At 63.6% G+C, this 24,933-nt stretch carries 32 protein-coding genes; 12 read left to right on the forward strand and 20 right to left on the reverse strand.

Annotated features, from left to right (window positions below):
• Positions 1 to 19 precede the first annotated feature (19 nt).
• From mutS to E3U23_RS08145, 3 genes are read left to right on the forward strand one after another with little or no spacing between them, the layout of a single operon-like run.
• Positions 20 to 2,620, forward strand: a complete 2,601-nt coding sequence (mutS, locus tag E3U23_RS08135; protein ID WP_279350735.1) for a DNA mismatch repair protein MutS — start codon at positions 20 to 22, stop codon at positions 2,618 to 2,620.
• A gap of 24 nt (positions 2,621 to 2,644) precedes the next feature.
• On the forward strand, positions 2,645 to 2,986 hold the full coding sequence (locus E3U23_RS08140; RefSeq protein ID WP_279350736.1) for a hypothetical protein: 342 nt from the start codon (positions 2,645 to 2,647) through the stop codon (positions 2,984 to 2,986).
• Positions 2,987 to 3,030: 44 nt separating this feature from the next.
• Positions 3,031 to 3,447 (forward strand): YidH family protein, encoded by a 417-nt coding sequence (locus E3U23_RS08145; protein WP_279350737.1) that lies wholly within the window; start codon positions 3,031 to 3,033, stop codon positions 3,445 to 3,447.
• Here the strand turns inward: E3U23_RS08145 and E3U23_RS08150 are convergent, their stop codons facing one another.
• From E3U23_RS08150 to gluQRS, 5 genes are all read right to left on the reverse strand, one after another.
• On the reverse strand, positions 3,448 to 3,810 hold the full coding sequence (locus tag E3U23_RS08150; protein WP_279350738.1) for a hypothetical protein: 363 nt from the start codon (positions 3,808 to 3,810) through the stop codon (positions 3,448 to 3,450).
• A 53-nt stretch (positions 3,811 to 3,863) separates the two neighbouring features.
• Positions 3,864 to 4,736 carry a 3-hydroxyacyl-CoA dehydrogenase NAD-binding domain-containing protein gene (locus E3U23_RS08155; protein ID WP_279350739.1) on the reverse strand — a complete coding sequence of 291 codons (873 nt, stop codon included), beginning with the start codon at positions 4,734 to 4,736 and terminating at the stop codon, positions 3,864 to 3,866.
• Positions 4,737 to 4,809: 73 nt separating this feature from the next.
• On the reverse strand, positions 4,810 to 5,382 hold the full coding sequence (locus E3U23_RS08160; RefSeq protein WP_279350740.1) for a cob(I)yrinic acid a,c-diamide adenosyltransferase: 573 nt from the start codon (positions 5,380 to 5,382) through the stop codon (positions 4,810 to 4,812).
• A gap of 3 nt (positions 5,383 to 5,385) precedes the next feature.
• Positions 5,386 to 5,616 carry an HIG1 domain-containing protein gene (locus E3U23_RS08165; protein WP_279350741.1) on the reverse strand — a complete coding sequence of 77 codons (231 nt, stop codon included), beginning with the start codon at positions 5,614 to 5,616 and terminating at the stop codon, positions 5,386 to 5,388.
• Between the two features lie 9 nt (positions 5,617 to 5,625).
• Entirely contained in the window at positions 5,626 to 6,456 is an 831-nt protein-coding gene (gene gluQRS / locus E3U23_RS08170) for a tRNA glutamyl-Q(34) synthetase GluQRS (protein ID WP_279350742.1), read from the reverse strand.
• A gap of 115 nt (positions 6,457 to 6,571) precedes the next feature.
• Between gluQRS and E3U23_RS08175 the strand changes: the two genes are divergently transcribed.
• Positions 6,572 to 7,180 carry an HNH endonuclease gene (locus E3U23_RS08175; RefSeq protein WP_279350743.1) on the forward strand — a complete coding sequence of 203 codons (609 nt, stop codon included), beginning with the start codon at positions 6,572 to 6,574 and terminating at the stop codon, positions 7,178 to 7,180.
• Between the two features lie 79 nt (positions 7,181 to 7,259).
• Here the strand turns inward: E3U23_RS08175 and E3U23_RS08180 are convergent, their stop codons facing one another.
• The 8 genes from E3U23_RS08180 to dksA form a co-directional block, all read right to left on the reverse strand.
• Positions 7,260 to 7,520 carry a hypothetical protein gene (locus E3U23_RS08180; RefSeq protein WP_279350744.1) on the reverse strand — a complete coding sequence of 87 codons (261 nt, stop codon included), beginning with the start codon at positions 7,518 to 7,520 and terminating at the stop codon, positions 7,260 to 7,262.
• A 99-nt stretch (positions 7,521 to 7,619) separates the two neighbouring features.
• Positions 7,620 to 8,837: a kynureninase gene (gene kynU / locus E3U23_RS08185; RefSeq protein ID WP_279350745.1), complete on the reverse strand. Its 1,218-nt coding sequence runs from the start codon at positions 8,835 to 8,837 to the stop codon at positions 7,620 to 7,622.
• Complete coding sequence (gene kynB, locus E3U23_RS08190) at positions 8,830 to 9,477, reverse strand: arylformamidase (RefSeq protein ID WP_279350746.1); 648 nt, start codon at positions 9,475 to 9,477, stop codon at positions 8,830 to 8,832. The genes kynU and kynB overlap by 8 nt, the downstream gene beginning before the upstream one ends.
• Positions 9,474 to 10,265, reverse strand: coding sequence for a tryptophan 2,3-dioxygenase (locus E3U23_RS08195; RefSeq protein ID WP_279350747.1), 792 nt, complete (start codon positions 10,263 to 10,265; stop codon positions 9,474 to 9,476). Before E3U23_RS08195 ends, kynB begins: the two co-directional genes overlap by 4 nt.
• A gap of 35 nt (positions 10,266 to 10,300) precedes the next feature.
• Positions 10,301 to 10,690, reverse strand: coding sequence for a DUF4112 domain-containing protein (locus E3U23_RS08200; protein ID WP_279350794.1), 390 nt, complete (start codon positions 10,688 to 10,690; stop codon positions 10,301 to 10,303).
• An 80-nt stretch (positions 10,691 to 10,770) separates the two neighbouring features.
• Positions 10,771 to 12,243, reverse strand: coding sequence for an ABC transporter substrate-binding protein (locus tag E3U23_RS08205; RefSeq protein WP_279350748.1), 1,473 nt, complete (start codon positions 12,241 to 12,243; stop codon positions 10,771 to 10,773).
• A gap of 47 nt (positions 12,244 to 12,290) precedes the next feature.
• Entirely contained in the window at positions 12,291 to 12,665 is a 375-nt protein-coding gene (locus tag E3U23_RS08210) for a PilZ domain-containing protein (protein ID WP_347710014.1), read from the reverse strand.
• A 103-nt stretch (positions 12,666 to 12,768) separates the two neighbouring features.
• Positions 12,769 to 13,227 carry an RNA polymerase-binding protein DksA gene (gene dksA, locus E3U23_RS08215; protein ID WP_279350749.1) on the reverse strand — a complete coding sequence of 153 codons (459 nt, stop codon included), beginning with the start codon at positions 13,225 to 13,227 and terminating at the stop codon, positions 12,769 to 12,771.
• 274 nt (positions 13,228 to 13,501) lie between these two features.
• Here dksA and E3U23_RS08220 point away from each other — a divergent pair, with 274 nt between their 5' ends.
• Entirely contained in the window at positions 13,502 to 13,831 is a 330-nt protein-coding gene (locus E3U23_RS08220; protein WP_279350750.1) for a hypothetical protein, read from the forward strand.
• A 4-nt stretch (positions 13,832 to 13,835) separates the two neighbouring features.
• On the opposite strand, the gene E3U23_RS08225 is transcribed toward E3U23_RS08220, so the two are convergent.
• Genes E3U23_RS08225 through E3U23_RS08245 form a run of 5 tightly spaced genes read right to left on the reverse strand, consistent with a single transcriptional unit; the run spans position 13,836 to position 17,037 of the window.
• Positions 13,836 to 14,972, reverse strand: coding sequence for a GNAT family N-acetyltransferase (locus E3U23_RS08225; protein ID WP_279350751.1), 1,137 nt, complete (start codon positions 14,970 to 14,972; stop codon positions 13,836 to 13,838).
• Positions 14,969 to 15,730, reverse strand: a complete 762-nt coding sequence (locus E3U23_RS08230; protein WP_279350752.1) for a glycerophosphodiester phosphodiesterase family protein — start codon at positions 15,728 to 15,730, stop codon at positions 14,969 to 14,971. The genes E3U23_RS08225 and E3U23_RS08230 overlap by 4 nt, the downstream gene beginning before the upstream one ends.
• On the reverse strand, positions 15,714 to 16,169 hold the full coding sequence (locus E3U23_RS08235; RefSeq protein ID WP_279350753.1) for a RidA family protein: 456 nt from the start codon (positions 16,167 to 16,169) through the stop codon (positions 15,714 to 15,716). Before E3U23_RS08235 ends, E3U23_RS08230 begins: the two co-directional genes overlap by 17 nt.
• Positions 16,166 to 16,804 (reverse strand): HAD family hydrolase, encoded by a 639-nt coding sequence (locus tag E3U23_RS08240; RefSeq protein ID WP_279350754.1) that lies wholly within the window; start codon positions 16,802 to 16,804, stop codon positions 16,166 to 16,168. The genes E3U23_RS08235 and E3U23_RS08240 overlap by 4 nt, the downstream gene beginning before the upstream one ends.
• Entirely contained in the window at positions 16,801 to 17,037 is a 237-nt protein-coding gene (locus tag E3U23_RS08245) for a DUF3572 family protein (protein WP_279350755.1), read from the reverse strand. The genes E3U23_RS08240 and E3U23_RS08245 overlap by 4 nt, the downstream gene beginning before the upstream one ends.
• Positions 17,038 to 17,158: 121 nt before the next feature.
• On the opposite strand from E3U23_RS08245, the gene E3U23_RS08250 reads away from it, so the two are divergent.
• The 5 genes from E3U23_RS08250 to E3U23_RS08270 all read left to right on the forward strand — a co-directional run bounded on the left by E3U23_RS08250 (position 17,159) and on the right by E3U23_RS08270 (position 21,278).
• A complete protein-coding gene (locus E3U23_RS08250; protein ID WP_279350756.1) occupies positions 17,159 to 17,527 on the forward strand; it encodes a response regulator in 369 nt (122 codons plus the stop codon).
• 104 nt (positions 17,528 to 17,631) lie between these two features.
• On the forward strand, positions 17,632 to 17,877 hold the full coding sequence (locus E3U23_RS08255) for an acyl carrier protein (protein ID WP_279350757.1): 246 nt from the start codon (positions 17,632 to 17,634) through the stop codon (positions 17,875 to 17,877).
• Positions 17,874 to 19,124, forward strand: coding sequence for a serine palmitoyltransferase (spt, locus tag E3U23_RS08260; RefSeq protein ID WP_279350758.1), 1,251 nt, complete (start codon positions 17,874 to 17,876; stop codon positions 19,122 to 19,124). The genes E3U23_RS08255 and spt overlap by 4 nt, the downstream gene beginning before the upstream one ends.
• Positions 19,125 to 19,134: 10 nt before the next feature.
• Positions 19,135 to 20,787, forward strand: coding sequence for an AIM24 family protein (locus tag E3U23_RS08265; protein ID WP_279350759.1), 1,653 nt, complete (start codon positions 19,135 to 19,137; stop codon positions 20,785 to 20,787).
• A 62-nt stretch (positions 20,788 to 20,849) separates the two neighbouring features.
• Positions 20,850 to 21,278: an OsmC family protein gene (locus E3U23_RS08270; RefSeq protein WP_279350760.1), complete on the forward strand. Its 429-nt coding sequence runs from the start codon at positions 20,850 to 20,852 to the stop codon at positions 21,276 to 21,278.
• Between the two features lie 10 nt (positions 21,279 to 21,288).
• Here E3U23_RS08270 and E3U23_RS08275 read toward each other — a convergent pair whose 3' ends face one another.
• Both E3U23_RS08275 and E3U23_RS08280 read right to left on the reverse strand, forming a co-directional pair.
• Positions 21,289 to 22,188, reverse strand: a complete 900-nt coding sequence (locus E3U23_RS08275) for a hypothetical protein (RefSeq protein WP_279350761.1) — start codon at positions 22,186 to 22,188, stop codon at positions 21,289 to 21,291.
• Positions 22,189 to 22,249: 61 nt separating this feature from the next.
• Positions 22,250 to 22,900 carry a YqaA family protein gene (locus E3U23_RS08280; protein ID WP_279350762.1) on the reverse strand — a complete coding sequence of 217 codons (651 nt, stop codon included), beginning with the start codon at positions 22,898 to 22,900 and terminating at the stop codon, positions 22,250 to 22,252.
• Positions 22,901 to 23,128: 228 nt separating this feature from the next.
• Between E3U23_RS08280 and E3U23_RS08285 the strand changes: the two genes are divergently transcribed.
• A complete protein-coding gene (locus E3U23_RS08285; RefSeq protein WP_279350763.1) occupies positions 23,129 to 23,611 on the forward strand; it encodes a hypothetical protein in 483 nt (160 codons plus the stop codon).
• On the forward strand, positions 23,598 to 24,932 hold the full coding sequence (locus E3U23_RS08290; RefSeq protein WP_279350764.1) for a DNA-packaging protein: 1,335 nt from the start codon (positions 23,598 to 23,600) through the stop codon (positions 24,930 to 24,932). The genes E3U23_RS08285 and E3U23_RS08290 overlap by 14 nt, the downstream gene beginning before the upstream one ends.
• Position 24,933 lies beyond the last annotated feature (1 nt).

A 24,933-nucleotide genomic window follows, 5' to 3' on the forward strand; every position in this document is an offset into this window, starting at 1 on the left:
CCTCGCTACGGCGACAGCCATGTCCGGCAAGCCAACTCCGATGATGGAACAGTACCTCGCTCTTAAAGCCGAGGCCGGCGATGCGCTGCTGTTCTACCGGATGGGCGATTTCTTCGAACTGTTCTTCGATGATGCGAAACGCGCCGCCGCTATCCTCGATATCGCGCTGACCACGCGCGGTGAGCACGACGGCATGCCGGTGCCGATGTGCGGCGTGCCTGTGCATTCTGCGGAAGGCTATCTCGCCCGGCTGATCAAGGGCGGCGCGCGCGTCGCCATTGCCGAACAGACCGAAACTCCGGAGCAGGCGAAGAAGCGCGGCGGTTCGAAAGCGCTGGTGGCGCGCGATATCGTGCGCTTCGTCACCTCCGGCACGCTTACGGAAGACGCGCTGCTCGAACCGCGCCGGGCGAACCTGCTGGTGGCTGTGGCGCCGATGCGCGGGGGAGTGGGTCTTGCAGCGTGCGATATCTCGACCGGCGAGACGGTGCTGGAAGAATGCTCTGAAGATGCAGTGGACGCGGCGCTCGCCCGTCTGGGCGCGAGTGAAATCGTCGCGCCGGACGATGTCGAACTGAATGATGCCACTCCGCGCCCGCGGTCGGACTTTCGCAGCGAGGAAGGCGAACGGAGGCTGAAGGCGCTGCACGGGCTCGCTATGCTCGATGCGCTGGGGGATTTCACCCGGCCGATGCTGGCGGCCGCAGCGGGCCTTTTCGCCTATCTCGACCATGCGGGGCGCGGTACTCTGCCCTTCCTCCAGCCGCCCACCCTGCGCGCATCGGGCGACCACATGGCGATGGACGCGGCGACGCGGACGAGCCTTGAAATCCTGCAGGCGCAAAGCGGCGGGCGCGACGGCAGCCTGATCGCCTGCGTGGATCGATGCGTGACGGGCGCGGGTGCGCGGCAATTGGCGGAGGACCTGTCCGCACCGCTCGCCGCAAAAGTGCTGGTCGATGCGAGACATTCGGCGGTGCGTCACTTCCACGCCGATCCCCTGCTGCGCGCCGACCTTCGCGCGATGCTGAAAAGCCTGCCGGACATCGGGCGCGCACTGGGGCGGATCGTCGCGGGCCGGGGCAGTCCGCGCGACATGGGGCAGGTGCGCGACGGGCTCGATCAGGCCCGCCGTATTCGCGATACGCTGCGTGCGAGTGCGGACCTTCCATCATTACTGCAAACGGCATGCGCCGGGCTTGGCGGGCATGCGGAACTGACCGACCTTCTGGGCCGTGCTTTGGTCCCTTCCCCGCCGACCGAGCGCAGTGGCGGCGGGTTTATCGCCGAAGGGTACGATCACGCGCTCGACGACTTGCGCGAAACCAGCGGCAACGCACGCCGCGCCATCGCCGCACTCGAAGCGAAGTATCGCGAGGAAACCGGCGTCGTCTCGCTCAAGATCAAGCACAACAAGGTGCTCGGCTATTTCATCGAGGTACCCGCCAAGCACGGCGACAGCCTGATGGCACCCGACAGTGGGTTCACCCATCGCCAGACGATGGCGGGGGCGGTGCGGTTCAATTCGCTCGGGCTGCACGAGGAAGCGAGCCGCATCGCGCAAGCGGGTGCCCACGCGCTGGCCGCCGAGGAAGCGCATTACGAGGATTTGTGCGCGCGGATCGTGGAACGCCGCAATGCGATTGCCGCCACGGCGGCGGCACTGGCGCGGATCGACGTGTCCGCCGCTTTGGCCGAAAGGGCGGCGGAAGGCGATTGGACCCGGCCGGAGATCCTCGAAGACCCCTGTCTCGAAATCACCGGCGGGCGGCACCCGGTAGTCGAAAGCGCGCTTGCAAAGACCGGCGAGCGCTTCGTCGCGAACGATTGCACGCTGGGGACGGACGATCGGCTATGGCTCATTGGCGGTCCGAATATGGGCGGAAAATCGACCTTCCTGCGCCAGAACGCGCTCATCATGCTGCTTGCACAGGCAGGGAGCTTCGTGCCGGCCACGAAGGCCCGGATCGGGCTCGCCGACCGTATTTTCAGCCGCGTGGGCGCAAGCGACAATTTGGCGCGCGGGCGGTCCACTTTCATGGTCGAGATGGTCGAGACAGCCGCCATCCTTGCGCAGGCGACACCGCGCAGCTTCGTCATCCTCGACGAGGTCGGCCGCGGAACCTCGACCTATGACGGCATGGCGCTCGCTTGGGCGGTAGTCGAAGCAGTGCACGAAACGCTGAAATGCCGCTGCCTGTTCGCCACACATTACCACGAACTCAGCCGCCTTGCCGATACCTGCGAGGCATTGAGCCTGCACCACGTTCGCGCCAAGGAATGGAAAGGCGACCTTATCCTGCTGCACGAACTGGCCAACGGTGCCGCTGATCGCAGCTACGGCCTGTCGGTTGCGAAGCTCGCCGGTGTGCCGCCGCCGGTCTTGCGGCGGGCCAGGGCCATTCTGGATAAGCTGGAAAAAGGCCGCGCGGAAACTGGCGGCCTGGCCGCCGGGCTAGGAGACCTGCCCCTGTTCGCAGCCAGCATGGCGGCGGAAGAAAGCCGGACGGATGCCCTGCATTCCGCGCTCGCGGAAGCGGATCTCGATGCCCTCAGCCCGCGCGAGGCGCTGGACCTTCTCTACACCCTCAAAGCGCAGGTGGACGAAACCAAGGTTTAAGCTTTTTTCGGTACGCTTTGCGCCATGGAATCCGAACTCCTAGCAAAGCATTATAAGAAATTGCTCGCTATTGCGGCACTGCTTGTCGGCGTGGCGATGCTTGTCGGCGGCGAGGAAAATCCCGGCGTATTGACCGACATCTCGAACAAGGGCCTCTCGGGCAGCGCGAACGCGACTATGGCAGCCCCCCCTCTTCCGGAACCGCAGCCGCTGCCGTCCGAAATGCCTGTTCGCGATCCGGCCTTGGATTCGTGGTATTCCCAATCGGCGTCCTCTCCCCCGCCTCAACCAATCCCGGAGAGTGTAGACAGTCCGACACCCAGCGACGTGCGACCCCTCCCAATCGATCTGGAGCCGGTCGGATAAATGTTGGTTGCGGAACGCCGAACGGGCTGACACACTTCCTCTTCATGGCCGAGATCGACGAAGAGAGCGACACGGACGAAAGCACGCAGATGGCTGCGTTCCGCACGGATCTCGCCGAAGATCGCAATATCATGGCGATGGAACGCACCTTCGCTGGCTGGATGCGCACCGCTTTCGCCGCCATCGGCATCGGGCTGGGGTTCAAGGCGGTGTTCGGCGCGTTCGATCCGCCATGGCTCGCCAAGGCCATTGCAACCATGTTCATTCTAGCTGGCGGCTGGTTGGCCATCACGGCGCAGCGACGCGCGTGCAAGACGCTCGCAAGGCTCAACACGCACGAGTTCGAGGCCATATCGACCCCGAACTTCCGTGCGCTTGCCTATTCGGTATTGGTGGGCTCCATCATCCTCACGGCCGGTTTGTGGCTGCTGAACGATGGAACCCTGAACGCGGCGACCTGATCAGGTTCCGTCGGACCTGAGATCGTCGATCTTGTTCGACTTGCCGTACTTGTCTTCGTTGTCGTCCATGTTCGGTTCGCCGCGATAGGCACCCATGTCGATCCGGCCCGAACTTTCCATGTCGCGCATGTGATCGACGGTGTCCTGCGTGGAGTCGTTCATCAGGCCGGACTTGTTGTCGCCCTTGGTGCTTTCGGTTGGCGCGCCGGCTTTCGGCGTCAACTGCTGCGCATCCTCGGCGATTTCCTGCGCCTGGCTGCGGTGATCGTCCTGCTCGTCGTTATGGGTTTCGGGGGCGAGATCGGCTTGCCGCGCTTCCTGGCTCTCGCCGACATCGGGGGTTTTCTTGCGGTCGTCGTCCATGGGGAAATTCTCCTTTCCCCGTCAACGTAGGGCCGCCCCGCCCCGTTCCCTCTTCAGCGCGTCGGCTCGGGCGTTTCGCCCGAATAATCGTAGAAACCGCGCCCCGTCTTGCGACCGAGCCAGCCGGCCTCGACATATTTCACCAGCAACGGCGCCGGGCGATACTTGCTGTCGCGCGTGGTCTTGTAGAGCACCATGAGGATATCGAGGCAGGTATCGAGCCCGACGAAATCCGCCAGTTGCAGCGGCCCCATCGGATGGTTGAGGCCGAGCCGGCAGCCCTTGTCGATATCCTCCATTTCCGCCGTCGACTGGCCGAGGACGAATACCGCCTCGTTGATCATCGGCAGGAGGATGCGATTGACGACGAAGCCCGGCTCGTCCTGGCTCAGCACCACTTCCTTGCCGAGGCTTTCGGCAAGCGCGGTAGTCTTCTCGGTCGTCGCTTCGGACGTGGCGAGGCCCGGAATGACTTCGATCAGGCCCATCACGGGCACCGGATTGAAAAAGTGCAAGCCGATGAAGCGCGCCGGATCGGGCGAATAATTCGCCATGCGCGTGATCGGGATCGAACTCGTGTTCGACGCCATGACGGCATCGGCGGCGAGCATCGACCCGACCTTCTCAAATATCGCCTGCTTGATTTCTTCCTTTTCGGTTGCCGCCTCGATGATGAAATCGGCTTCGCCCATGCGGTCGTAATCGCCGACCGGCGTTATTCGCTTCACGGCCCCTTCGGCATCCGCGACTTCGAGCTTGCCCTTGCCGACCAGCTTGCCGAGCGACTTGTCGATGCCCGAGACGGACTTTTCGGCGATGTCGAGACTGACGTCCGCCAAGAGAACAGAATTGCCGTGCTGCGCGAAGGTTTGCGCGATGCCCGAGCCCATCTGGCCCGCCCCGATGATCGCGATCGTCTTGCTCATGTCGTATTCGTCCTTCGCAGATACAGCAAAGGCGCTGCACTAGCGAGGGGCGCGGCGCTTGGCCAGCGGTGCGTCAGCGATTGGCGCCGGGAACCCATTTGACATCGCGCGCGCCGCCATCGTTGGCGAGGCGGGCGGCAACGAACAGGTAATCGGACAGGCGATTGATATAGGCGAGCGCCTGCGGATTGATCCGCTCCACCGCCGCAAGTGCCGCCACCAAACGTTCGGCCGAGCGCGTGGTCGCGCGGGCGATATGCAGCCGCGCGGCCAGCTCGCTTCCGCCGGGCAGCACGAAGCTGTCGAGCGGTTCGAGTTTCTCGTTCGCACTATCGATCGCCCGTTCCAGCCATTCGACCTGGCCGGATACGATGCGCAAGGTCATCTCGCCTGGCGAAAAATCGTCGTCTTCCGCAGCGGGCGTGGCGAGATCGGCACCGAGATCGAACAGGTCGTTCTGGATACGGAAAAGATCTTCGCTCATCTCCTCGGCACAGACTGCGGCAAGGCCCAGCGCGCTGTTCGCCTCATCCACCTTCCCGATCGCCGCCATGCGCGGCGCCTGCTTCGCGAGCCGAGAGCCGTCGACGAGCCCGGTCGTTCCGTCATCGCCGGTGCGGGTATAGATCTTGTTGAGCTTGACCATCGATCAGGTGGCGACGGCCATGATTACCGCGAGCACGATGATGGCGAAGGCCTGCCACTTTACGCGCGATGCCATCGCCTTGTTCTGGCGCAACTGGAACTCGGTCGCATCGACCTGCTGCCCGCTCTGCAGATCGACCTTGGTGCTTTTCAGGAAGGCGATCACGCCGCGCACAAGGGAGACGACGACCATGACCATGGCCGCGAGCAGAACGATGACGAGGAATGTATTCATGCGCTCTATCTAGGCAGTCGCCAGCGTAATGCCAGCGGGGAAACGCCCTTCGCGCAGCCGGTCTGCCAGTGCCCGGCCGTCTTCGCCCGCAGCGCGCCGATCGGCAAGGCTGGCGCTGTGGCGACGCTTGGCGAGCTTCTCGCCCGATGGATCGAGCAGGATCGGATGATGGTGCCAGATTGGAACCGGAAGACCGAGCAATTCCTGCAGCACCCGATGGATATGGGTGGCTCCGAACAGGTCTTCGCCCCGCGTCACCAGCGTCACCCCGTCCGCCGCGTCGTCGAGCGTGGCAGCGAGGTGGTAGCTCGCCGGCGCATCCTTGCGCACCAGCACGACATCGCCGAACCCGCGCGGATCGGCGATCTCCGTCCCGTGGACCTCGTCTTCCCAGAACAGTTCGCCCGTTTCGGCCAAGGCCCGGTCGACATCGAGGCGCAGGGCCACGGGTTTTGCCGGATCGAGTTTCTGGCCTTTGCAGGTGCCGGGATAGATCGCCCCTTCCGGACCCAGCCGTACCGCCATTGCCTCGATCTCCTTGCGTGTACAGGTGCAGGGATAGAGCAGCCCTTCGTGCAAGAGATACTGCGCGACCTCCTCATATGCGGCAAGGCGGCTCGATTGCGCGGGCACCTCGTCCCACTCCAGGCCCAACCACTCGAGATCGCGGCGGAACTCGTCGGCCTTCTCCGGCAAAGAGCGCGCTCCGTCGATATCCTCGATCCTCAGCAGGAAGCGGCCGCCTCGCTTCGCGGCGATATCGTGCGCGACGATCGCCGAATAGGCATGGCCCAGATGCAGCGAACCGTTCGGACTGGGGGCGAAACGCGTGACGACCAAGATCTGCCTCGTGGGACAAGTATGTGGATAGCCTGTCTGTAACAGGGTTGACGCTTTATCCTGCAAGTGCATTCTTCGAACGACAGGGAAGGACGCGAGAAAGTGCTCAACCCAGATGTTTAGGGCCGATCTTATCGAGCGGGCCGCAAGGTTCCGCAGCGCCGACGAGGATGCTTCGTGCAATCTTCAGTCATGCCCCAGCCTCGTGCTGAATGCGGATTACACCCCGCTATCCTATTACCCGCTGAGCCTTTGGCCGTGGCAGACCGCGATCAAGGCGATCTTCCTTGATCGGGTGGACGTGATCGAGACCTACGATCGCGAGGTCCATTCGCCGAACCTCGACATGAAGATTCCCAGTGTGATCGCGCTGAAACAATATGTGAAGCCGTCCGAATTCCCAGCCTTCACACGCTTCAACGTGTTCCTGCGCGACCGCTTTTCCTGCCAGTTCTGCGGCTCGATGCAGACCCTGACCTTCGATCACGTCGTGCCGCGCCGTTTGGGCGGGAAGACGACATGGGAAAACATCGCCACCGCTTGCGCCCCGTGCAACATGAAGAAGGGCGGGCGCACGCCGAAACAGGCGGGCATGCAGCTTTACGCCCAGCCGATCCGCCCGACGCACTGGCAACTGCAGCAACAGGGCCGGATGTTCCCGCCAAACTACCTGCACGAGACATGGCGGGACTGGCTCTATTGGGACATCGAGCTGGAGGAGTAGGCGGCGCACGAAAAAGGCGGCACCGTCCAAAAGCGGTGCCGCCCCAAACCTCGTCTGCCGGATCGACAGACTAAACGAATTACATTTCGTTCGCGTCCACGACGTCTTCGGCTTGGTCGCCCATTTCGCCCATGGCATCGGCCTGCGCGTCGAGCGATTCTTCGGCGGCTTCGTTGCCTTGGGCTTCGGCCAGATCGGCCTGCTCTTCAAGCAGATCTTCCTGCGATTCGAACTGCTGTTCGGCCAGATCTTCCTGCGCTTCCTGCTCGCTCTCGGCGCAGCCGCCGAGGGCTGCGAAGGCGAATGCGGAGGCGACGAGTGCTACTTTGTTGAACTTCATGGGATACCCCTATTCTGCTGTCAGTATCGACAGACTGCCAATTGTGGCGAAATTAAGGTAATGCGTCAAACCCAAAACGCAAGGGGGGGTGGTAGTTAGCTAGGTTACGGCGGACCTCTTCCGGAACTCGTCGCGCTGCCACTCGCCGGTTTCCAGCACCTCTGCCAAATGCCGTGCAGCTTCCGCCATGTCCTCGAACCGCAAGTAGGCGGGGGCGAAGCCGAGGCGCAAAATGTCGGGGTCGCGAAAGTCTCCGATGACACCGCGCGCAATCAGCGCCTGGCTCAGCGCATAGGCTTCGGGATGGCGATAGGAGAGCTGGCTGCCGCGCGAGGCCGGATCGCTCGGGCTGACGAGATCGAGATCTACGCCGCGATCGTCCAAGCATTCGCGGAGGAATTCGGAGAGCGCCTGCGATTTGGCATAAAGTCGCTCGACTCCGATCTCGGCGATCAGATCCACGCCGACTTCCAGTGCCGCCATCGCAAGGATGGGCGCCGTGCCACACAGGAGGCGGTCGACGCCCGGGGCCGGGGCATAATCGTCGGTAAATTCGAACGGGCGGGCATGGCCCATCCAGCCACTAAGCGGTTGCTGCACGGCATCGTGGTGACGCTCGGCAACGAAGGCGTAGGCCGGGGCGCCGGGGCCGCCGTTCAAATACTTGTAGCCGCAGCCGACAGCAAAATCGGCGTCACAGGCGTTGAGATCGACCGGCAGGGCGCCGCCGGAATGCGACAGGTCCCACAGCACTAGCGCTCCCGCCTCGTGCGCAGCGCGGGTCAGGGCAGCCATGTCGAACACCTCGCCCGTTTTGTAATGCGCATGGGTGAGCAGGAGCAGCGCGACATCCTTATCGAGCGCAGCTTCCATCGAAGCGCGATCCGCCAGCCGTTGCTCGGCAAGACCCTGCTTCTCCAGACCCTCGATCATGTAGAGATCGGTCGGAAAGTTGCCCGGCTCGCTCAGCACGCCTTTCCGGCCGGGTTTCATGGCGAGCGCGGCGGAGATCAGCTTGAACAGGTTTACCGAAACGCTGTCAGCCGCGATCACCTCGTGCGGCGCGGCCCCGATGAGGGGTGCGATCTTGCCGCCGATGCGCTGGGGCAGGCCGATCCAGTCCGCGTCATTCCAGCTTCGGATGAGACCCTCGCCCCATTCGCCGCGAATGACTTGCTGCAGCCGTTGCGGCGTCGCCTTGGGCAGGCAGCCGAGCGAATTGCCGTCGAGATAGATGACACCGTCCGGTACTTCGAAACGGTCGCGATAGGCGGCAAGCGGATCGTTTGCGTCGAGTTCCCGTGCGCGCTCAAGCATCGGCCAGTTCCCGCAGGATCGCGCGGCACAGGCCAGCATCGCCGCCGCCGACTTTCAATGGCAAGGCAATCAGTTCGTACCGCCCCTCGGGTACGTCATCGAGCACCAGCCCTTCCAGAATACGCATATCGTGCTTCAGCACCGCATTATGGGCCGCCATCTCTTTCGACTCCTGCGGATCGAGCGACGGGGCGTCGGTGCCGATCAGCTTGACACCTTGCATCGCCAGCCACTCGATCGCCTCGGGCGCGATCGGCAACCAGTCGCTGCGCCATTCTTCGTACGGGAAGGCATCCCATGTGCGGAACAGCACGCGATCGGCGCTTTCGATATGCGGCAGGTCCGCCACGTCCACTTCGCCCGATACGCCGCGTGCATCGACCACCAGACAGGCACCGATATAGGGGTCGAGTTCCAACGCCGCCGCGTCCAGCCCGTCCGTCGCATAGTGCAGCGGCGCATCGGCATGGGTGCCGGAATGCGTGCTCATCGTCATGCGCCCGACATTGACGGGTGAGCCGTCTTCCATCTTCCATGTCCGCTCGAACGCAAATTCCGTGTCGCCGGGCCACACCGGGAGGCCGGGGCGCAAAGTCTGGGAGATGTCCCAGATGCGGCGGGGGCTGCGCCAGCTGCTCATATCGCGGTCCTCACGCTCAAAAGCTCGGGGAAAAAGGCCTGTTCCAGCACCTTGCCGAGATAGGGCACGCCGGGCGTTCCCCCCGTGCCGCGCTTGAAGCCGATGATCCGCTCGACCGTTTTAAGATGCCCGAAGCGCCAGCGCTGGAAATGATATTCGAGATCGACCAGCTTTTCGGCGAGCTCGTAGAGATCCCAATACCGTTGCGGCTCGCGGTAGATATCGGCCCACGCTGCCTCGACCGCTTCGGATCGTTCCCACGTTTCTGTATGATCGCGCGCCAGAACATCGCCCGGAATTTCGAAACCGCGCCGGTCCAGCAGGGCGACGACCTCGGCATAGATGCTCTTGCGGCCCAATTCATCACGTAGCTCCCGCGCAACCTCGGGGGTTGCCTCATGCATGGTCACCATATCGGGATTGCGGCCGCCGAGCAGGAATTCCATCATCCGGTACTGCGCGCTTTGGAAGCCGCTCGATCCGCCGAGATGTGGACGCACGGTGGAATAATCGTGCGGCGTCATCGTGCTCAGTACGTCCCAGCTCTGGATCAGCTGCCCCTGTGCTCGCGCGACCCGCGCCAGCATCTTGAAGGCTGGGCGCAAATCGTCGACGATAATCCGATCCCGCGCTGCAAACAGTTCGTGCAGGCACAGCTTGAGCCACAGCTCGCTCGCCTGATGGACGACGATAAACAGCATCTCGTCATGCGCGCCCGAAACCGGGTGCTGGGCGGCGAGAATGCGGTCGAGATCGAGATAGGAGGAGTAGGTTACGCCTTGCGTCATGCCCCTGCCCTAGCGCAGCGGGACGCGGCGGGAAACTATTGCTCGATCGTGCGGGTTTCGGGATGATGCTTGTCGAGGTGGCGCTTGATCGTCTTCAGGTTCTTGGTGTTCGAGCGGTAGATCACATCGAACGCGTCGCCGATGAACGGGACCGCGCCGACCGCCGTATCGAACCCAATCCGCCCCATCATCTGCCACAGCTTCCATTTCGGCAGGCCGAGATTGCGCGCCTCCCACACGATATAGCTGCCCATGGCGGCGGCGATCAAATCGCCCACCACCGGCACCAGCCCGACGATCTGGTCGAGCCCGATGCGGTAATTCGTGCCCGGAATGGTCGCGCTGCGCTCGAGCAGGTGCTCCATCGCCTCTACGCGCCGCCGAACCGAATGCGGATCGCTGCCCATCGGGAGGTCGAACCGCATGCGATCGGTCGTGCCGAATTGCTGCTCGTCATGCGGCGAAGGCGGGGTAATCGGGGTAAGGCGGTCGTCGGTCATCAAAGTCAGATGGGCGCGCCCGACATCGGGAACAAGGGATGGAAGGCCCACTGGTTCTCCGCAAAACCGGGAACGTCGGCCCGCACCTGCGACCATCGGATCGGCGCGCCGATGGGTATGTAGAGGTTGAGCGCGGTAAGGGTATTTTCCGCCTCGCCATAATATTGCCCCTGCACGGCGGCGTCGTTAACCGATAGGGCAGCGGCAACCAGTTCGTCGGCCTCCGGCGAACACTGGGCGGGGGCGATGTCGCAATTGAACTGGTTCAGGAACCATCGCGCGCCGGCAAAACGCGCAACCCGATCTCGCAAAGCCAAGTCTGCACCGTCCCTCGCTTCGGCCCGATCCAGCGCGATGCCGATCTGCGCGTATTGCGAGCGTAGTTCCCGGAAAAGTATGGCCGAACCCGGTCCTTCGGGAAGCCACAGGGACAGGCGCAGGTCCGGCGCGTTTTGCGCCTTCCATCCATTCACCCGGCGCGTGGCTTCCGCCCGCCTCTGTTCGAGATTGAGCCCCGGCCAACGTTCGCTCGCCGGCGTTTGGGCGTCCGGTAGATCGTTCGGCACGATCCGCGCGCTGGCCTGCCACCCTCCGACGCCCAGCGATGCGACCAGAGCGGGCCGTTCGAGCGCGAGGGCAAGCGCTTCGCGATTTGCCGCGGTTTCGAGGAATTCCTGCGGCCTCGCGATATCGAGCCCGAACAGGCCGATGGCGGGATCCAGCCGCACGGTCCCGCGCGAAAGCGGGCCGCCCGAGGCCAGCGGAAGGTCCTGAATTCGTCCGCCCAGGATGACGTCGAACCGGTCGTTGGCGAAGCCGTCTATTGCGTCCTGTATGGAGACTTGCCGCAGGGAAACCGGCCGCACGATATCGGCCCAGTCGCCCTGTTGCGGTAGGCCGCGCGCCTCGGGGGGAAGGGGTGCGAACAGGTTAAGCCCGTCGCTTTCAACCAAGGTCATCAGTTCCGCCTCGCCGCCTTCCGGCGCGATAACGAGTTCCGGTTGGGCCAGCAATTGCAAGAGCCCGGGCATCGGACTGTCGAGCCGTATTTCCACGACCCGACCGGTCAGCGCACGAATATCCTCCACCTTGGCAAGATCGAGGCCGAAGCTGCTGCCCTTCAGCGCGCCCATCGCGCGTTGCAGATCGCGCGTGATCTCTTCGGCAGTGAGCGGGGTTCCGTCGCCTTCCTTCAGATCGCGCAACCGGAAGATGTAGCTCAACCCGTCGTCGGTAACGATCCAGCGTTCCGCTAGTCCGGAGACGATTTGCCCAGCCGGATCGAGCCGGACGAGGCCCTGCCAGCGCGATGCGCGGACGATCTGCGCGCCCGGGCCGATCCGAACGCCCTGTTGCAGCAGGTCTTCATCGTCCCCGATGAAAGCGACGTCGACCGATCCATCGCCGACCGGCCCACCACAGCCCGTCGCCAGCATGGAAATCAGAAAGGCTATCGCAAGGCCGGAAATTCGCCGCATGGAAAGCGGCGTAGCATCCGACCGCCGGCGCGCAAGCGTTCGGGCGTTCAGAGCTTGCGCAGATTGCGGGGATCGATCGGATCGGGTTCGCAATCGAGCGCCGGCTGGGCGTAGCGCGGAGCTTTCGTCTCCCCGGTCTCCAATATCGTTCGCGCCAATTTTGGATCGATGATCCTGTCGAACGCGATGCCGAACCGATTGCCTTGCGTCCATGCGACCTTACCGGTGACCTCGCCGATATTGCGCAGGTCGACGGTAACGCGGTTCCCCGAACTGACTTTGATAGTTCCTTCGCCCATCATCCCCGAATCCGACAGGTTACGAACCTTGATTCTTTCGACATCGCGGCTCTCGACCGAGATATCCGCCATCAGGAAAAGGCTATCGCGGGAAACCCCGCGCGTATCGATTGCCGACATCATCTTATCCTGCATTTCCAACCCGAACCCGCATTCGCGACCCGATTGGGCAGTAGGAGTGAATGCTAAACAGAAAGTTAGAAAACGGGTAATTTCTCTTAGGAATTCAGTCGTCCCGCGATATCCGTTCGCGCCGCTCGTGGGCTTCCTGCGCTTCCAGCGTCATGGTCGCAACCGGGCGCGCGATCAGGCGTTTTAGCCCGATCGGATCGCCGGTCTTGTCGCAATATCCATATTCGCCCTCGTCGATCCGTCGCAGTGCGGCATCGATTTTCGAAATGAGTTTGCGCTGCCGGTCCCGAGTACGCAGTTCGATGCCCCAATCGGTTTCGGACGACGCGCGATCGTTGAGATCGGGCTCGCGCATCGGACCATCCTTCAGGGACTGGATGGTCTGGCCAGCCGCATTGTGGATCGATTTTTTCCAGTCGAGCAGCAGCATCCGGAAGAAATCGAGCTGGCGTTCGCTCATATACTCTTCGTCATCGGATGGGACGTAACCGGGATCGACGCTGGCCTTCGCCTGTTCGAGCTTCTCGCTGACATTCGATGCCGTCTGATCCACGTCGCTACCTTCCCTCCACGAACGGAAGGATTAGCGCTGATCCTGATCCGAAGCTTTCCGGCACCTGGACGACCCTCCGTTCGGCGCGCCCTATAGGCATCGCAGCGCTCATGGGCAAGCTGCAAGGGCCGCCCGATCTATGGTGAAGCATGCCTTCACTTCTCACCAAGAATCATATTCATCGCGGCATTAACCATTTTTTATGGCCGCCCCCCGAAAATGAAGCCGCAGCAACGGGAAAACGCTGCCTTTGAGGGTTAGCAGGGGACGAAGAATGGAACTGAAATCTATCACGGGCGGCGCTGGCCGTATCGAACAGTCGGGCGCGGCCGAAGCGTTCGTCAGCCAAAGTATCGCCGCATATGACCGCGGCTGCGAAGAATCGCTCTATGGATTGGGCGTTGCCTTTTCGACGGGGAGCCGCGGCTGTGCCTGCGATCTCGTGGAAGCGCACAAATGGTTCAACATCGCCGCTTCGATGGGTCACGAAGAAGCCGCCTATTGCCGCGCAGATGTCGCCGACGAGATGACCGCACGCGAAATCGCCGAGGCGCAGCGCCAGGCGCGTCAGTGGTTGCAGAAGGACGCGCGCAAGGTCGCCTGACCGCTCAGCCCTTGCGGAAGGGCGTTCGCGTCGAAAGGTAGTTCCTGTCGCTTGCGACACCTGCCCGCTCGCGTTCGAGGAAATCCTCGATTGCGCTGCGGAAACCGGGATCGGCGATCCAGTGGGCCGAAACGGTTTCGACCGGTTCATAACCGCGGGCGAGCTTGTGTCCGCCCTGTGCGCCTGCCTCCACCCGGTCGAGCCCGAGTTCGATGGCGGCATCGATCGCCTGGTAATAGCACAGCTCGAAATGCAAGAAGCGGATGTCGCGCGTGCAGCCCCAATAGCGGCCGTATAGCGTATCCGGCCCGATGAAGTTGAGCGCGCCGGCCACCGCCTCTCCGTCCTGATAGGCGAGCACCAGCAGTATCGCATCGCCCATTCGCTCGCCCAGCAGATCGAAGGCTTCGCGGGTAAGGTAAGGACGGCCCCATTTGCGCGCGCCGGTGTCCTGATAGAACACCCAGAACGCGTCCCAATGCTCGGCGCGGATATCGTCTCCGCGCAGCCTTACGATCTCGACTTCGGCCTGCGCCGCGCTGCGTTCCTTGCGCAAATCCTTGCGTTTGCGCGAGGCGAGCGTGCCGAGGAACTCGTCGAAATCGCCGAACCCGCGATTGCGCCAATGGAACTGGATGTCCTTGCGCAGCATCCAGCCGGCGTCCTCGAAGATTGCCTGTTGGCCGGGCTCGAGGAAGGTCGCATGGGCGCTCGAGAAGCCGTTCTGCAAGCACAGTTGCTCGGCGGCCGCGATGAGCGGGCGGGCATAGGTCTCGTCCGACAGGAGCAGGCGCGGGCCGGTGGCAGGCGTGAACGGCGCGGCGATCAGCAGCTTGGGGTAATAGTCGCCGCCTGCCCGCTCGAAGGCATCGGCCCAGCTGTGGTCGAACACATATTCGCCTTGGCTGTGGCTCTTCAGGTAAGCCGGCATGGCGGCGAGCGGCGGCCCATCTTCCTCGCTCACGATTAAAGGCGCAGGTTGCCAGCCCGTGCCGGCACCGACACTGCCCGAATCCTCCATCGCGGTGAGAAATTCGTGCCGCATGAAAGGATTGTCGGTGCCCGAAAGCGCGTTCCAGTCGGCAGCGTCGAACGCGCCGACCGATCCCGCGATGCGGGCGGCGAGCCCTCCGTCGCTCATGGCAGCCCCGCCCCTTCCGCCACCGGCGCATCGGCATGAAGGCGGGCGGTTTGCAAAGCTTCCGGCGAATTCACGGTCCAGCTAAGGACCGGCAGGCCATTGTCGCGCAAGCCGGCGACTATTGCGTTCGGCAAAGCTTCAACGTGGTAGGCGAGAAATTCGGGCTGCGCAGCCCACAATGCGGCGCGGCGCTGCCATGCCTTCTGCGTATACCCGACCTCGTCCTCGCGCATAACGAGGCCCTGCACCGTAGCGGGTGAATGTTTGCGGAACCAGCGCGAGACGCGCGGATCGAAGCTCATCACCGCATGCAGCCCATCATAATCCGCCAAAGCTTCTGCCACCGCTTCGCACGACCGTTCGACATCGTATCCGCGGCGTGACTTGATCTCGATCAGCAGCGGCACTGCACCCGCGACCGTCTCCAGCAAATCGCTCAGTGCGATCGGCGGTTCTTCGCTTTCGAGATAGCTCAGCCTGCGCCATTCGACAGCGGTCAGGGCGGCGGCTTTGTCGGGTCGACCGATCAGGCGGGCGAAGTCCCAATCGTGAAACACCATCGGCACATCGTCGGCACTGCGCTGGATATCGCATTCGATGCCCAGGCCCGCCTCGATCGCCGCGCGGAAAGCGCCGCGCGAATTCTCGACCCTGCCCCCGCCGTGAAGCCCGCGATGGGCGTAGGTCCAGCGGCCGAGCCAGTCCGTCCGCACCGGATCGGGCGCGGGCGCGAAATAGCGATCAATCCGAGAGAGCAACGATCGCATCGACCTCGACCGCGGCGCCAAGTGGCAGCGCCGGAACGCCAACCGCCGCGCGGGCGTGGCGGCCCTTCTCGCCGAACACGTCGGACATGAGATCGCTCGCCCCGTTCACCACCTTGTGCTGTTCGACGAATTCGGGCGTGCTGGCGACGAACCCGCCGAGCTTTACCACTTGGCTCACCCGTTCGAGCAGGCCGGCGGCGCGTAATTGGGCGAGAATCATGAGCCCGCAGGCCCGCGCAATCTCGATGCCCCGCTCCACATCGACATCCGCGCCCAGCCGCCCGGTGGCAAGCTCGCCATTCAAAAACGGTAATTGGCCCGAGACGAACGCCGTGTTGTCATGCACCATGACCTGCACGTAGCTGGCGAGTGCGGGGGAAACCTCGGGCAGTTCGATGCCGAGTTCGGCAAGGCGGCTTTCGATAGTCATGCGGTTTGCGGTTCCTTTTCTTCGAGTCGCGCGAGCAGCCACGGCAAGGCCTCCGCCCAATTGTCGATCCGGGCATCGGCGTCGCCGGCATCCAGTGCGCAGTCGATATGCGGGGCCAGTTCCGGCTCGCCGCACAGATGCAGCGTGGTGATGCCGGGCACCGTCTCCTTGGCGGAGCGATGATGCTGCGGCAGATCGTCGATGAAGAAGGTGCGCGACGGTTCGTATTCCGCCACGATGGCGGCGATCGCCGGACCTTTCGGCCCCTGATTGGTATAGACCGGAACGTCCAGCCCATGGGTGCGAAGCTGCTCGGCCCGGCTGTCGCGATGCGCGTCGATCAGGTTGGTGAGGATCACCACATCGGCGTGATCGCGTAGATGCTCGATCGCTTCGAGCGCGCCTTCGATCGCGCGCTGTCGGTGCATCTCGGTATCGAAGAAGGCACGCAGCAGCCGCCAGATATCCTCCTGCTCGACCAGCTCGCCGCTCTCCTGCCAGCGCATCGCTTCGCCGAAATTGTTGCTACCGACGGTGAAATCAACGCCTTCGTTCTCGGCCAGCCATTCGCGGAACGGACCGACCATGTGCAGCAGCACCTCGTCGCAATCGCAAACGATCAGGGGGCGGCTCATCGCGCCAACTCCCGGTGCGCAGCAATCAGCGCTTCGGGCGAGGTGCCGAGCGCTTCCGCCCCGGCGATCAGGTCGGGCTCATGGCTGCTGAGAAATTCGAGGACGGCGGCCTGCACTGCCGTATCGTCGATCCCGTGCCGCAGCCGTTCGGGCGTCAGGCCGGTCAGCGACAGCAGCCGCTCCGCCCGCCGTTCGTCGGTCAGCGCCCAGCCGAGCGCCTCCAGCGCCAGCACCTGCGCCGAACGGGTTTCCTGCGGTGTCGAAGTTTTTGCGCCCTGAATTGTCAGCCCTTTCGCTTGTCCCTATGCCGCACGCGGCTCGATGTTCCACACCATATGAGAAGGCCTTTGCCCCGTGACAAAGAGAATCCTCGTTGTCGAGGACAACGACCTCAACCGTAAGCTGTTCTGCGACGTATTGAAGGCGAACGGATACGAGGTCGTTCCGGTGGCGGACGGGAAGAACGTGCTGGCGACCGCCAAGAAGTTCGCTCCGCATCTCGTCATCATGGATATCCAGCTGCCTAATATCAGCGGCGTGGATCTGATCGCCAAACTGAAGAAAGATGCCGATCTGGCGGAAACGCCGGTGCTTGCCGTGACCGCTTATGCCGGCAAGGGCGACGAGGAGCGCATCCGCGAGGCGGGCGCGAGGGATTATCTGGCAAAGCCCGTATCCATCGGCCCGTTCATGGCCGCCGTGCGCGCCTTACTGAACGACTGACGCGGCGCCTTCCAACGAACCCCCTCGCGCTTGACAGCGCTATGCCCTAGACGCTTTGCCACAGCGCAATAGGCGCATCAAAAAGAAGAACTGGACGAACACCGATGGACCGATCGCAAGTCGATGCCCGCATTCGCGAGCTGGCCGAACCCTTCAACAAGAAGGGCATCGAAATCACGGACGATACGACGTTCCAGAACGATCTGGAATTCGACAGCCTGACGGTGATGGATTTCGTCGCCGCGATCGAGGACGAGTTCGACATCATCATCTCGATGAACCAGCAGGCCGAGATTGAGACCTATGGCCAACTGGTCGACTCGGTGCACAAGCTGCAGGCCAAGCCATGAGCGAAGGCATCGCCCAGGCGGACCAGCCGCAGACCCTGGAAGGCGAAGGGCGCGACTTGTTCTCCAAGTTCGACGACATCATCGCGATGCGCGAGGGGTTGCTGTCGAAGGGCGTCGAAGACCCGTTCAACCTTGTGATGGAGCAGGTTCTCTCGCCGACGCGGGCGATCTGCAACGGGCGCGAGACGATCCTGCTCGGTACCTACAATTACATGGGCATGACCTTCGATCCAGACGTGGTCGAAGCGGGCAAGCAGGCCCTGGCCGATTTCGGCAGCGGGACGACCGGCAGCCGGGTCCTGAACGGCACCTATCAGGGGCACAAGGACGTCGAGGAAGCGCTGCGCGACTTCTACGACATGGACCACGCGATGGTCTTCTCCACCGGCTACCAGTCCAATCTGGGCATCATCAGCACTATCGCCGGCAAGGGCGACTATATCCTCCTCGATATCGACAGCCACGCCAGCATCTGGGACGGCTGCGCGCTGGGTGATGCGGAAATCGTGCCGTTCAAGCACAACGATATCGAGGCGATGGAAAAGCGCCTCAAGCGCATTCCGGAAGATGCCGGCAAGCTCGTCATCCTCGAAGGCGTCTATTCCATGCTCGGCGATGTCGCGCCGCTGAAGGAAATGGTCGCCATCGCGAAGCAATACGGCGCGATGATCCTGGTCGACGAGGCGCATTCGATGGGTTTCATCGGCGAGAACGGGCGCGGTGTAGTAGAACAGGCCGGTGTGATCGACGATGTCGACTTCATCATCGGAACGTTCTCGAAAAGCGTCGGCACGGTCGGCGGCTTCTGCGTTTCCAACCACCCGAAATTCGAGATCATGCGGCTGGTGTGCCGCCCCTACGTGTTCACGGCCAGCCTGCCGCCGAGCGTGGTGGCGACCGCCTGCGTCTCGATCCGCAAGCTGATGGATGCCGCGGACAAGCGCGCGCATCTGTGGGACAATTCGAAAACGCTGCACAAGGGCCTGCGCGATCTCGGTTTCACCCTTGGTACCGACGAACCGCAAAGCGCGATCATCGCGGTCATTATGCCCGACCTCGAACAGGGGGCGGCAATGTGGGAAGCGCTGATCAAGGGCGGGCTTTACGTCAATCTCGCCCGTCCTCCGGCAACCCCTGCCAACATGACGCTGCTGCGCTGCTCGCTCTGCGCCGAGCATAGCGAGGACGAGGTGCAGCAGATCCTTACGATCTTCGAGCAGGCGGGCAAACAGGTCGGGATCATCTGAGCCGCATTTCGTGAAAGCCGTGCTTGGATGGCTCGGGCGTACCGGCCTGCTCTATCTGCTGCTGTGCGCGGCCATTGCCTTCTACCTGTTCGCCTGGCCGGCAATCTCGGCGCGTCTCTCCAACGAGGACTTCCGGCAGGATGCGATGTCCATTGCCGAGGTTCGCACCCGGCTGATCGCGGACCGCGATGCGGCGCAGGCACGGCTTGCGGACCGCGTCGATACGATCCGGTCCGCCAGTGCGGAGACTATCGCAGACCGGCTGGAAGCGGCGCGGGCCGAGCGCGCGGCTTTGGCCGCCGAACTCGCCGAGGGCGAAGGCTGGCTCGACCGGATCAGGCCGTCGCGCATCCTCGAACGCAAACGCCGCGAATTGCAGCTTGCCGCTTTGGAAACCGAAATTGCCGCGCTCGAGGTTGCGCGGGAGAGAAGGGCGCGCGAGGCGGCGCTGGATCGGGCGCGAAACCAGCTAGAAGGCTACGCACGTATTCCGACCGCGGCGGCAGTCGAGATCTCTCAGCGACTTTGCAGCCGCGCGAGGGCAGCGCTGGCCCAGTACGACCGGCAGGAGCCGATCGAGCGCAATCTTCGCACGATTTTCCTGCGGGAACGCGAACCGCTGGTGGAGCGGGAAGATACGCTGTGCGAGCAAGCACGCGATCGCAAAGTTCGCCGCGACCGCGGGCTGGCCGCCGCATCGAGTGTCAGGGAAGCGCGCGCGCGATTGCAAGCGATCGAAGATTTCACCCTTGCTGCCCTCCCCGATCCGACGACCGACCTGTCCGATACCACGGTGCGCGATGTGATGATGCGGGCCGCGCTCGCTCTGCTCGCAATCCTGCTGATGCCCTTCGCCATCCGAACCCTGTTCTACTATGTGCTCGCGCCGAGTGCCGAACGCCGCCCGCCGATCCGCCTCATCCGCGACGGCACCCTGCCCGCCACCATCGCGACGGGTAAGCGATCCGGCCCCTCGCTGCAGATCGAACTCGGCGACAACGAGGAATTGCTCGTGCGGCAGGGCTATCTCCAGTCCAGCCAAAGCGGCGCAACCATGCGCACGCAATGGCTTCTGAGCTGGCGCAACCCCCTCACCAGTCTTGCCAGCGGGATGGCCTTCCTCACCGCGGCGCGCGGCAGGGGCGCGATGTTCGGCATTTCGGCCCGTGCCGATCCGTTCGCGGAAATCGCGAGGATAGATCTTGCGAAAGGGGCGGCGCTGGTCCTGCAACCGCGTGCGCTGGCGGCGGTGGTGCAGCCGATTGCTGCGCCGCTCAAGATCGAAAGCCGCTGGCGGTTGTTCAGCCTGCACGCCTGGCTCACCTTCCAGTTTCGGTACCTCGTCTTTCACGGCCCTGCTTCCATGATCGTCAAAGGCGGGCGCGGAGTGCGGGTCGAACCGGCGCGGGCGGGCCGGGTGTTCGGGCAGGACCAGCTGCTCGGCTTTTCCGCGCGCCTCGCCTACGCGATTCGCCGCAACGAAACGTTCCAGCCCTATTTGTTCGGCAAGGAACCGCTGTTCCGCGACCGGGTGGCCGATACCGAGCCCGATGCGGGCGGCGTGCTCGTGATCGAGGAAGCGCCGATGGCCGGAAAGCGCGGCGGCGTACGCGCAGGGCTCGAAAACGCCTTCGACGCCGTCCTAAAGGCATTCGGCATCTGACGGAACGCGTCATCGGCTGAACCGTCTTTCCGGCATACCTCCATGCAAACGAAGGACACCTGATGAAAATCACGAACACCGCCCACGCCCGTTACGAAGGCCTCGGCAAAAGCGGCAAGGGGCACGTCTCCTCGCAATCCGGCGCGCTCGATCATCCCTACGGTTTCAACACCCGGTTCGAGGATGCGCCCGGGACCAATCCCGAAGAGCTGATCGCGGCTGCCCACGCCGCCTGCTTCACCATGGCGCTGTCGATGCAGCTCGCGGGCGAAGGCTATGAGGATGGCCAGCTCGATACCGATGCGAAGGTCACACTGGAAAAGGACGGCGACGGCTTCACCGTCACGAAATCCGACCTGACGCTGACCGGAAAGGTCGACGGAATCGACAAGGCGAAGTTCGAGGAGCTGGCAAACAAGGCGAAGGCGAACTGCCCGATTTCCAAGCTGCTGAACGCGGACATCTCGCTTGAGACGACCTTCGAGAGCTGAACGCTACGACCTATAGCGTAACGGAACTTTTCGCATTCGACGTTGCGAGCGTTCCGGATTGGGTGGCGAATGCGCTGCCCGAGAAACTCTCTGTGCCGTCTTCGATCATCCACCGGATGTTCGGGGGCGGCACCTTGCCGTAAGTATCGAAGTTTCCGGCAGCGGCTACGCGGTATGGGGACGACGGCACTGCCACGTCCGACCCAGGCGTTGCCAAGAAGTTCGTGAAAGCGAAGCCGGCTAATGGCAATGAATCGAGCGCTAACGGTGCGCTCGGCATGCGACCTTCGGCGGCCCCAAGTATGATCGGCGCTTGCATGGCTGGACGAAGAACGTCCGCTTTCGCAGGTAGCGGCAAACCCACCGCTGCCGCCAGATCGGCACCCGTTGGTCCGTCCAGTTTTGATGCAGAAGCGAGTCGCCGCGCATCCTCGACGCGGTCTTCCTCGAACGCGATCCGCGCCTCGATGTGGGCAGCCACGGTGTCGACGAGATCGGTCCGAACCAGTTCGGTCAGGGTTTTCGAAGCGTTTCCTTCGCCCCCCTCGGAAACCGCCAAATTATCGCGGGCATTCGTGACGAGGTAACGGGCATATTCGATGTGGCCGAGAGCGGCATGGGCATAGGCTTGGCGCACCATGCGGACATAGCCGCCGACCCAATCCGCCAACACGGCGTGGGCGTCCGTACCATCGCCAGGCTCCGGCGGCGGGCCTGGTAGCGGGGCGTCCGGATCCTCCTCCGCCACGAGCACCGCCCAGTCCGCTGCTGCTTCGTCGGCGAACATCTCATGCCGTATCTCGGTAAAAGTCAGCCGCAGGTCCGCGTCCGATGTCGTCCCCTCGGCATGCGCGGCAGGGGCCGCCGGCATGGCCGATGCCAGTACCAATGCTGCCGCCATGCGTTTCACCCGAGCTCTCCTTTCGCTACGAAAGGATCGCTACACGGGCATCCCTAATATCCGGTTGAGATCAGCCTGCGGGATTGGCCTGTACGGTGGTTTCGCCCGCGCACACGTCGTTCGGGTCGTTCTCGTCTCCACCGCCGAGCTGGGTGATGGCGAGGATACCACCAACCACCAGCAGCACGAAGACGGTCGTCACGGTGCCGAGATACTTGTCGATCACCCGCTTGATCGGCGCGCCGAACAGGCGGAACAGCACGCCCACCGTCATGAAGATCAGGCCCCGCCCCGCGATGCTGGCGAGGATGAAGGTGACGAGGTTCATGCCGATGAAGCCCGCCGTAATGGTCAGCAGCTTGAACGGAACAGGCGTCGCGCCCGCGATCAGGATCGCCTCGAAATCGTATTCGCGCAGATAGCACGCGGCGACCGGAAAGCTTTCCGTCAGGCCCAGCGCGCCGAGCAGCCAGGCGCCGATCGTATCGTACAGTCCCCAGCCGATGGCGTATCCGAACAATCCGCCCAGCACCGAAGCGGCAGTGCAGACGAAGGCGAAGCGCAGCGCCTTTTTGGGTTCGGCGAGACACATCAGCCCGAGCAGGGGATGCGGCGGAATCGGGAAGAAGCTCGACTCGACGAAGGAGAACAGGGCCAGCCACCACACCGCATGGGGGTGCGCCGCCTTTTCCATCGTCCAATTGTAAAGCCCGCGCAGCATATCGGCGTCCCTTCCACCCCGTGAAGCGCGCCCATTAGCAGCAAGGCGAACCAGAGCAAGGAGGATCGCCTCTCGTAATAACCTATTTGGTTATTTCTTATTGACATCGTGACGCTCTTTGGTTAGACAAATTGAACATCGCGATAGTGTGATTCGCCAGCCGGGCGGCCGACCTCATCAAGGTTCGCCGCCCTTTTTTACGCCAGCTCCAAACGTCGGGAGAGACGAATGGCCACCAAGCGCAAACCGAAATCGCGCGCACCGAAAGGATGGAAGGATGCGTTTCTCGCCGAACTCGCCCATAGTTCGAACGTCTCGCTCGCCGCGCGCAAGGCGAAGGTCGACAGCAGCACCGTCTACAAGGCGCGCCGCAGCGAACCGGACTTTTACCGCGCCTGGCAGGAAGCTCTCGCCGAAGGATACGACAATCTGGAAATGGACCTGCTGCGCCGCCTGCGCATCGGCGAGATGACTGGCGGCGGCCCCACCAAGTCGCGCCGCAAATACGACAACGCCATCGCCTTCCGCCTGCTTTCCGCCCACCGCGAAGCGGTTGGCCGGCAGAGGGCTTTGCGCGCCAACGAAGACGAGGACGCCATTATCGCTTCGATCAACGCGAAGCTCGAAAAGATGCGCCAGCGCCAGCTTGCGGCCGAACAGGAACTGGAGAACGACGGCGTCTATCGCATGGACCGACATGCGGGATCTTAATGCGCTGCTCGCTTGGCTGCTGAAGCTCGAGGAAGAGAAGCGATTAGCCGAACTCGCCCGTCTCAGCCGGTCGGAACGCGAGGAGTTTCGCTACCACTGGCATCTCTGGGCGCGGACCAACCAGATCGCGCCGCCGGGCGAGTGGCGGACCTGGCTCGTCAGCGCCGGTCGCGGCTTCGGCAAGACACGCGCCGGGGCAGAATGGGTACGCGAAAAGGTTCGGCATACGCCCGACGCCCGGATCGCGCTGGTCGGGGCCAGCCTTGCCGAAGCGCGCAGCGTGATGGTGGAGGGGGAAAGCGGACTGCTCGCCTGCTGCCCGCCGCACAATGCCCCGCTGTTCGAGCCGTCGCTCCGCCGACTGGTCTGGCCGAACGGGGCGATGGCGTTTCTCTATTCCGCCGCCGAGCCGGAGGCGCTGCGCGGTCCGCAGCACCACTATGCCTGGTGCGACGAGATCGCGAAGTGGGACAATGCGTCGGAGCGTGCGACCCGGGCGTGGGACAATCTCGCCTTGGGCATGCGGCTCGGCGAGACACCCCAGACGTTGGCGACCACAACGCCGCGCGTCGTCGCGCTGATGAGGCGGCTCTGCGCCGAGGAAGCGGGCGGCGACGTGATCGTCACGCGCGGCGCGACATACGAGAACGCGCAGAACCTGCCGCCGCGCTTCCTGCGCGACATGAAGCAGCAATTCGCGCGGACCTCGCTCGGGCGGCAGGAACTCGACGGCGTCTTGCTCGAAGATATGGACGGTGCCCTGTGGTCGCGCGCATTGCTCGAAAGCTGCCGCGACGAGGCGCTGGGCGATCCGCCGCTGCGGATCGTGATCGGCGTCGATCCACCGGCCAGCGATCGGGGCGACGAGTGCGGCATCGTGGTTTGCGGTCTCGGCGCGAGCGGGATGGGGCAGGTCCTTGCCGACGCATCCATCGCCCGCCCCCGCCCCGAACGCTGGGCCCGCGCGGTCGCCGATGCGGCAGCGGCGTGGAATGCGGACCGAGTGGTCGCCGAAGCCAATCAGGGCGGCCAGATGGTCGAAAGCGTGCTGCGCGCCGCCGACATCGCGCTGCCGGTCAAGCTGGTCCATGCAAGCCGCGGCAAGGCCGCCCGCGCCGAACCGGTCGCTGCCTTGTACGAAGCGGGCCGCGTTCGCCACACCGCCCTCTTCGCACGGCTGGAGGACCAGCTGTGCGGCATGATGACGGGCTGCGGTTATGAAGGCCCCGGTCGCTCGCCCGACCGCGCCGACGCCCTCATCTGGGCGCTCAGCGAACTGATGCTGGGCAAAGCGAACAGGCCGCGCGTCCGCCAGATTTAAG

It is taken from the genome of Erythrobacter litoralis, assembly GCF_029760855.1.
Taxonomy (GTDB): Bacteria; Pseudomonadota; Alphaproteobacteria; order Sphingomonadales; family Sphingomonadaceae; genus Qipengyuania; species Qipengyuania litoralis_A.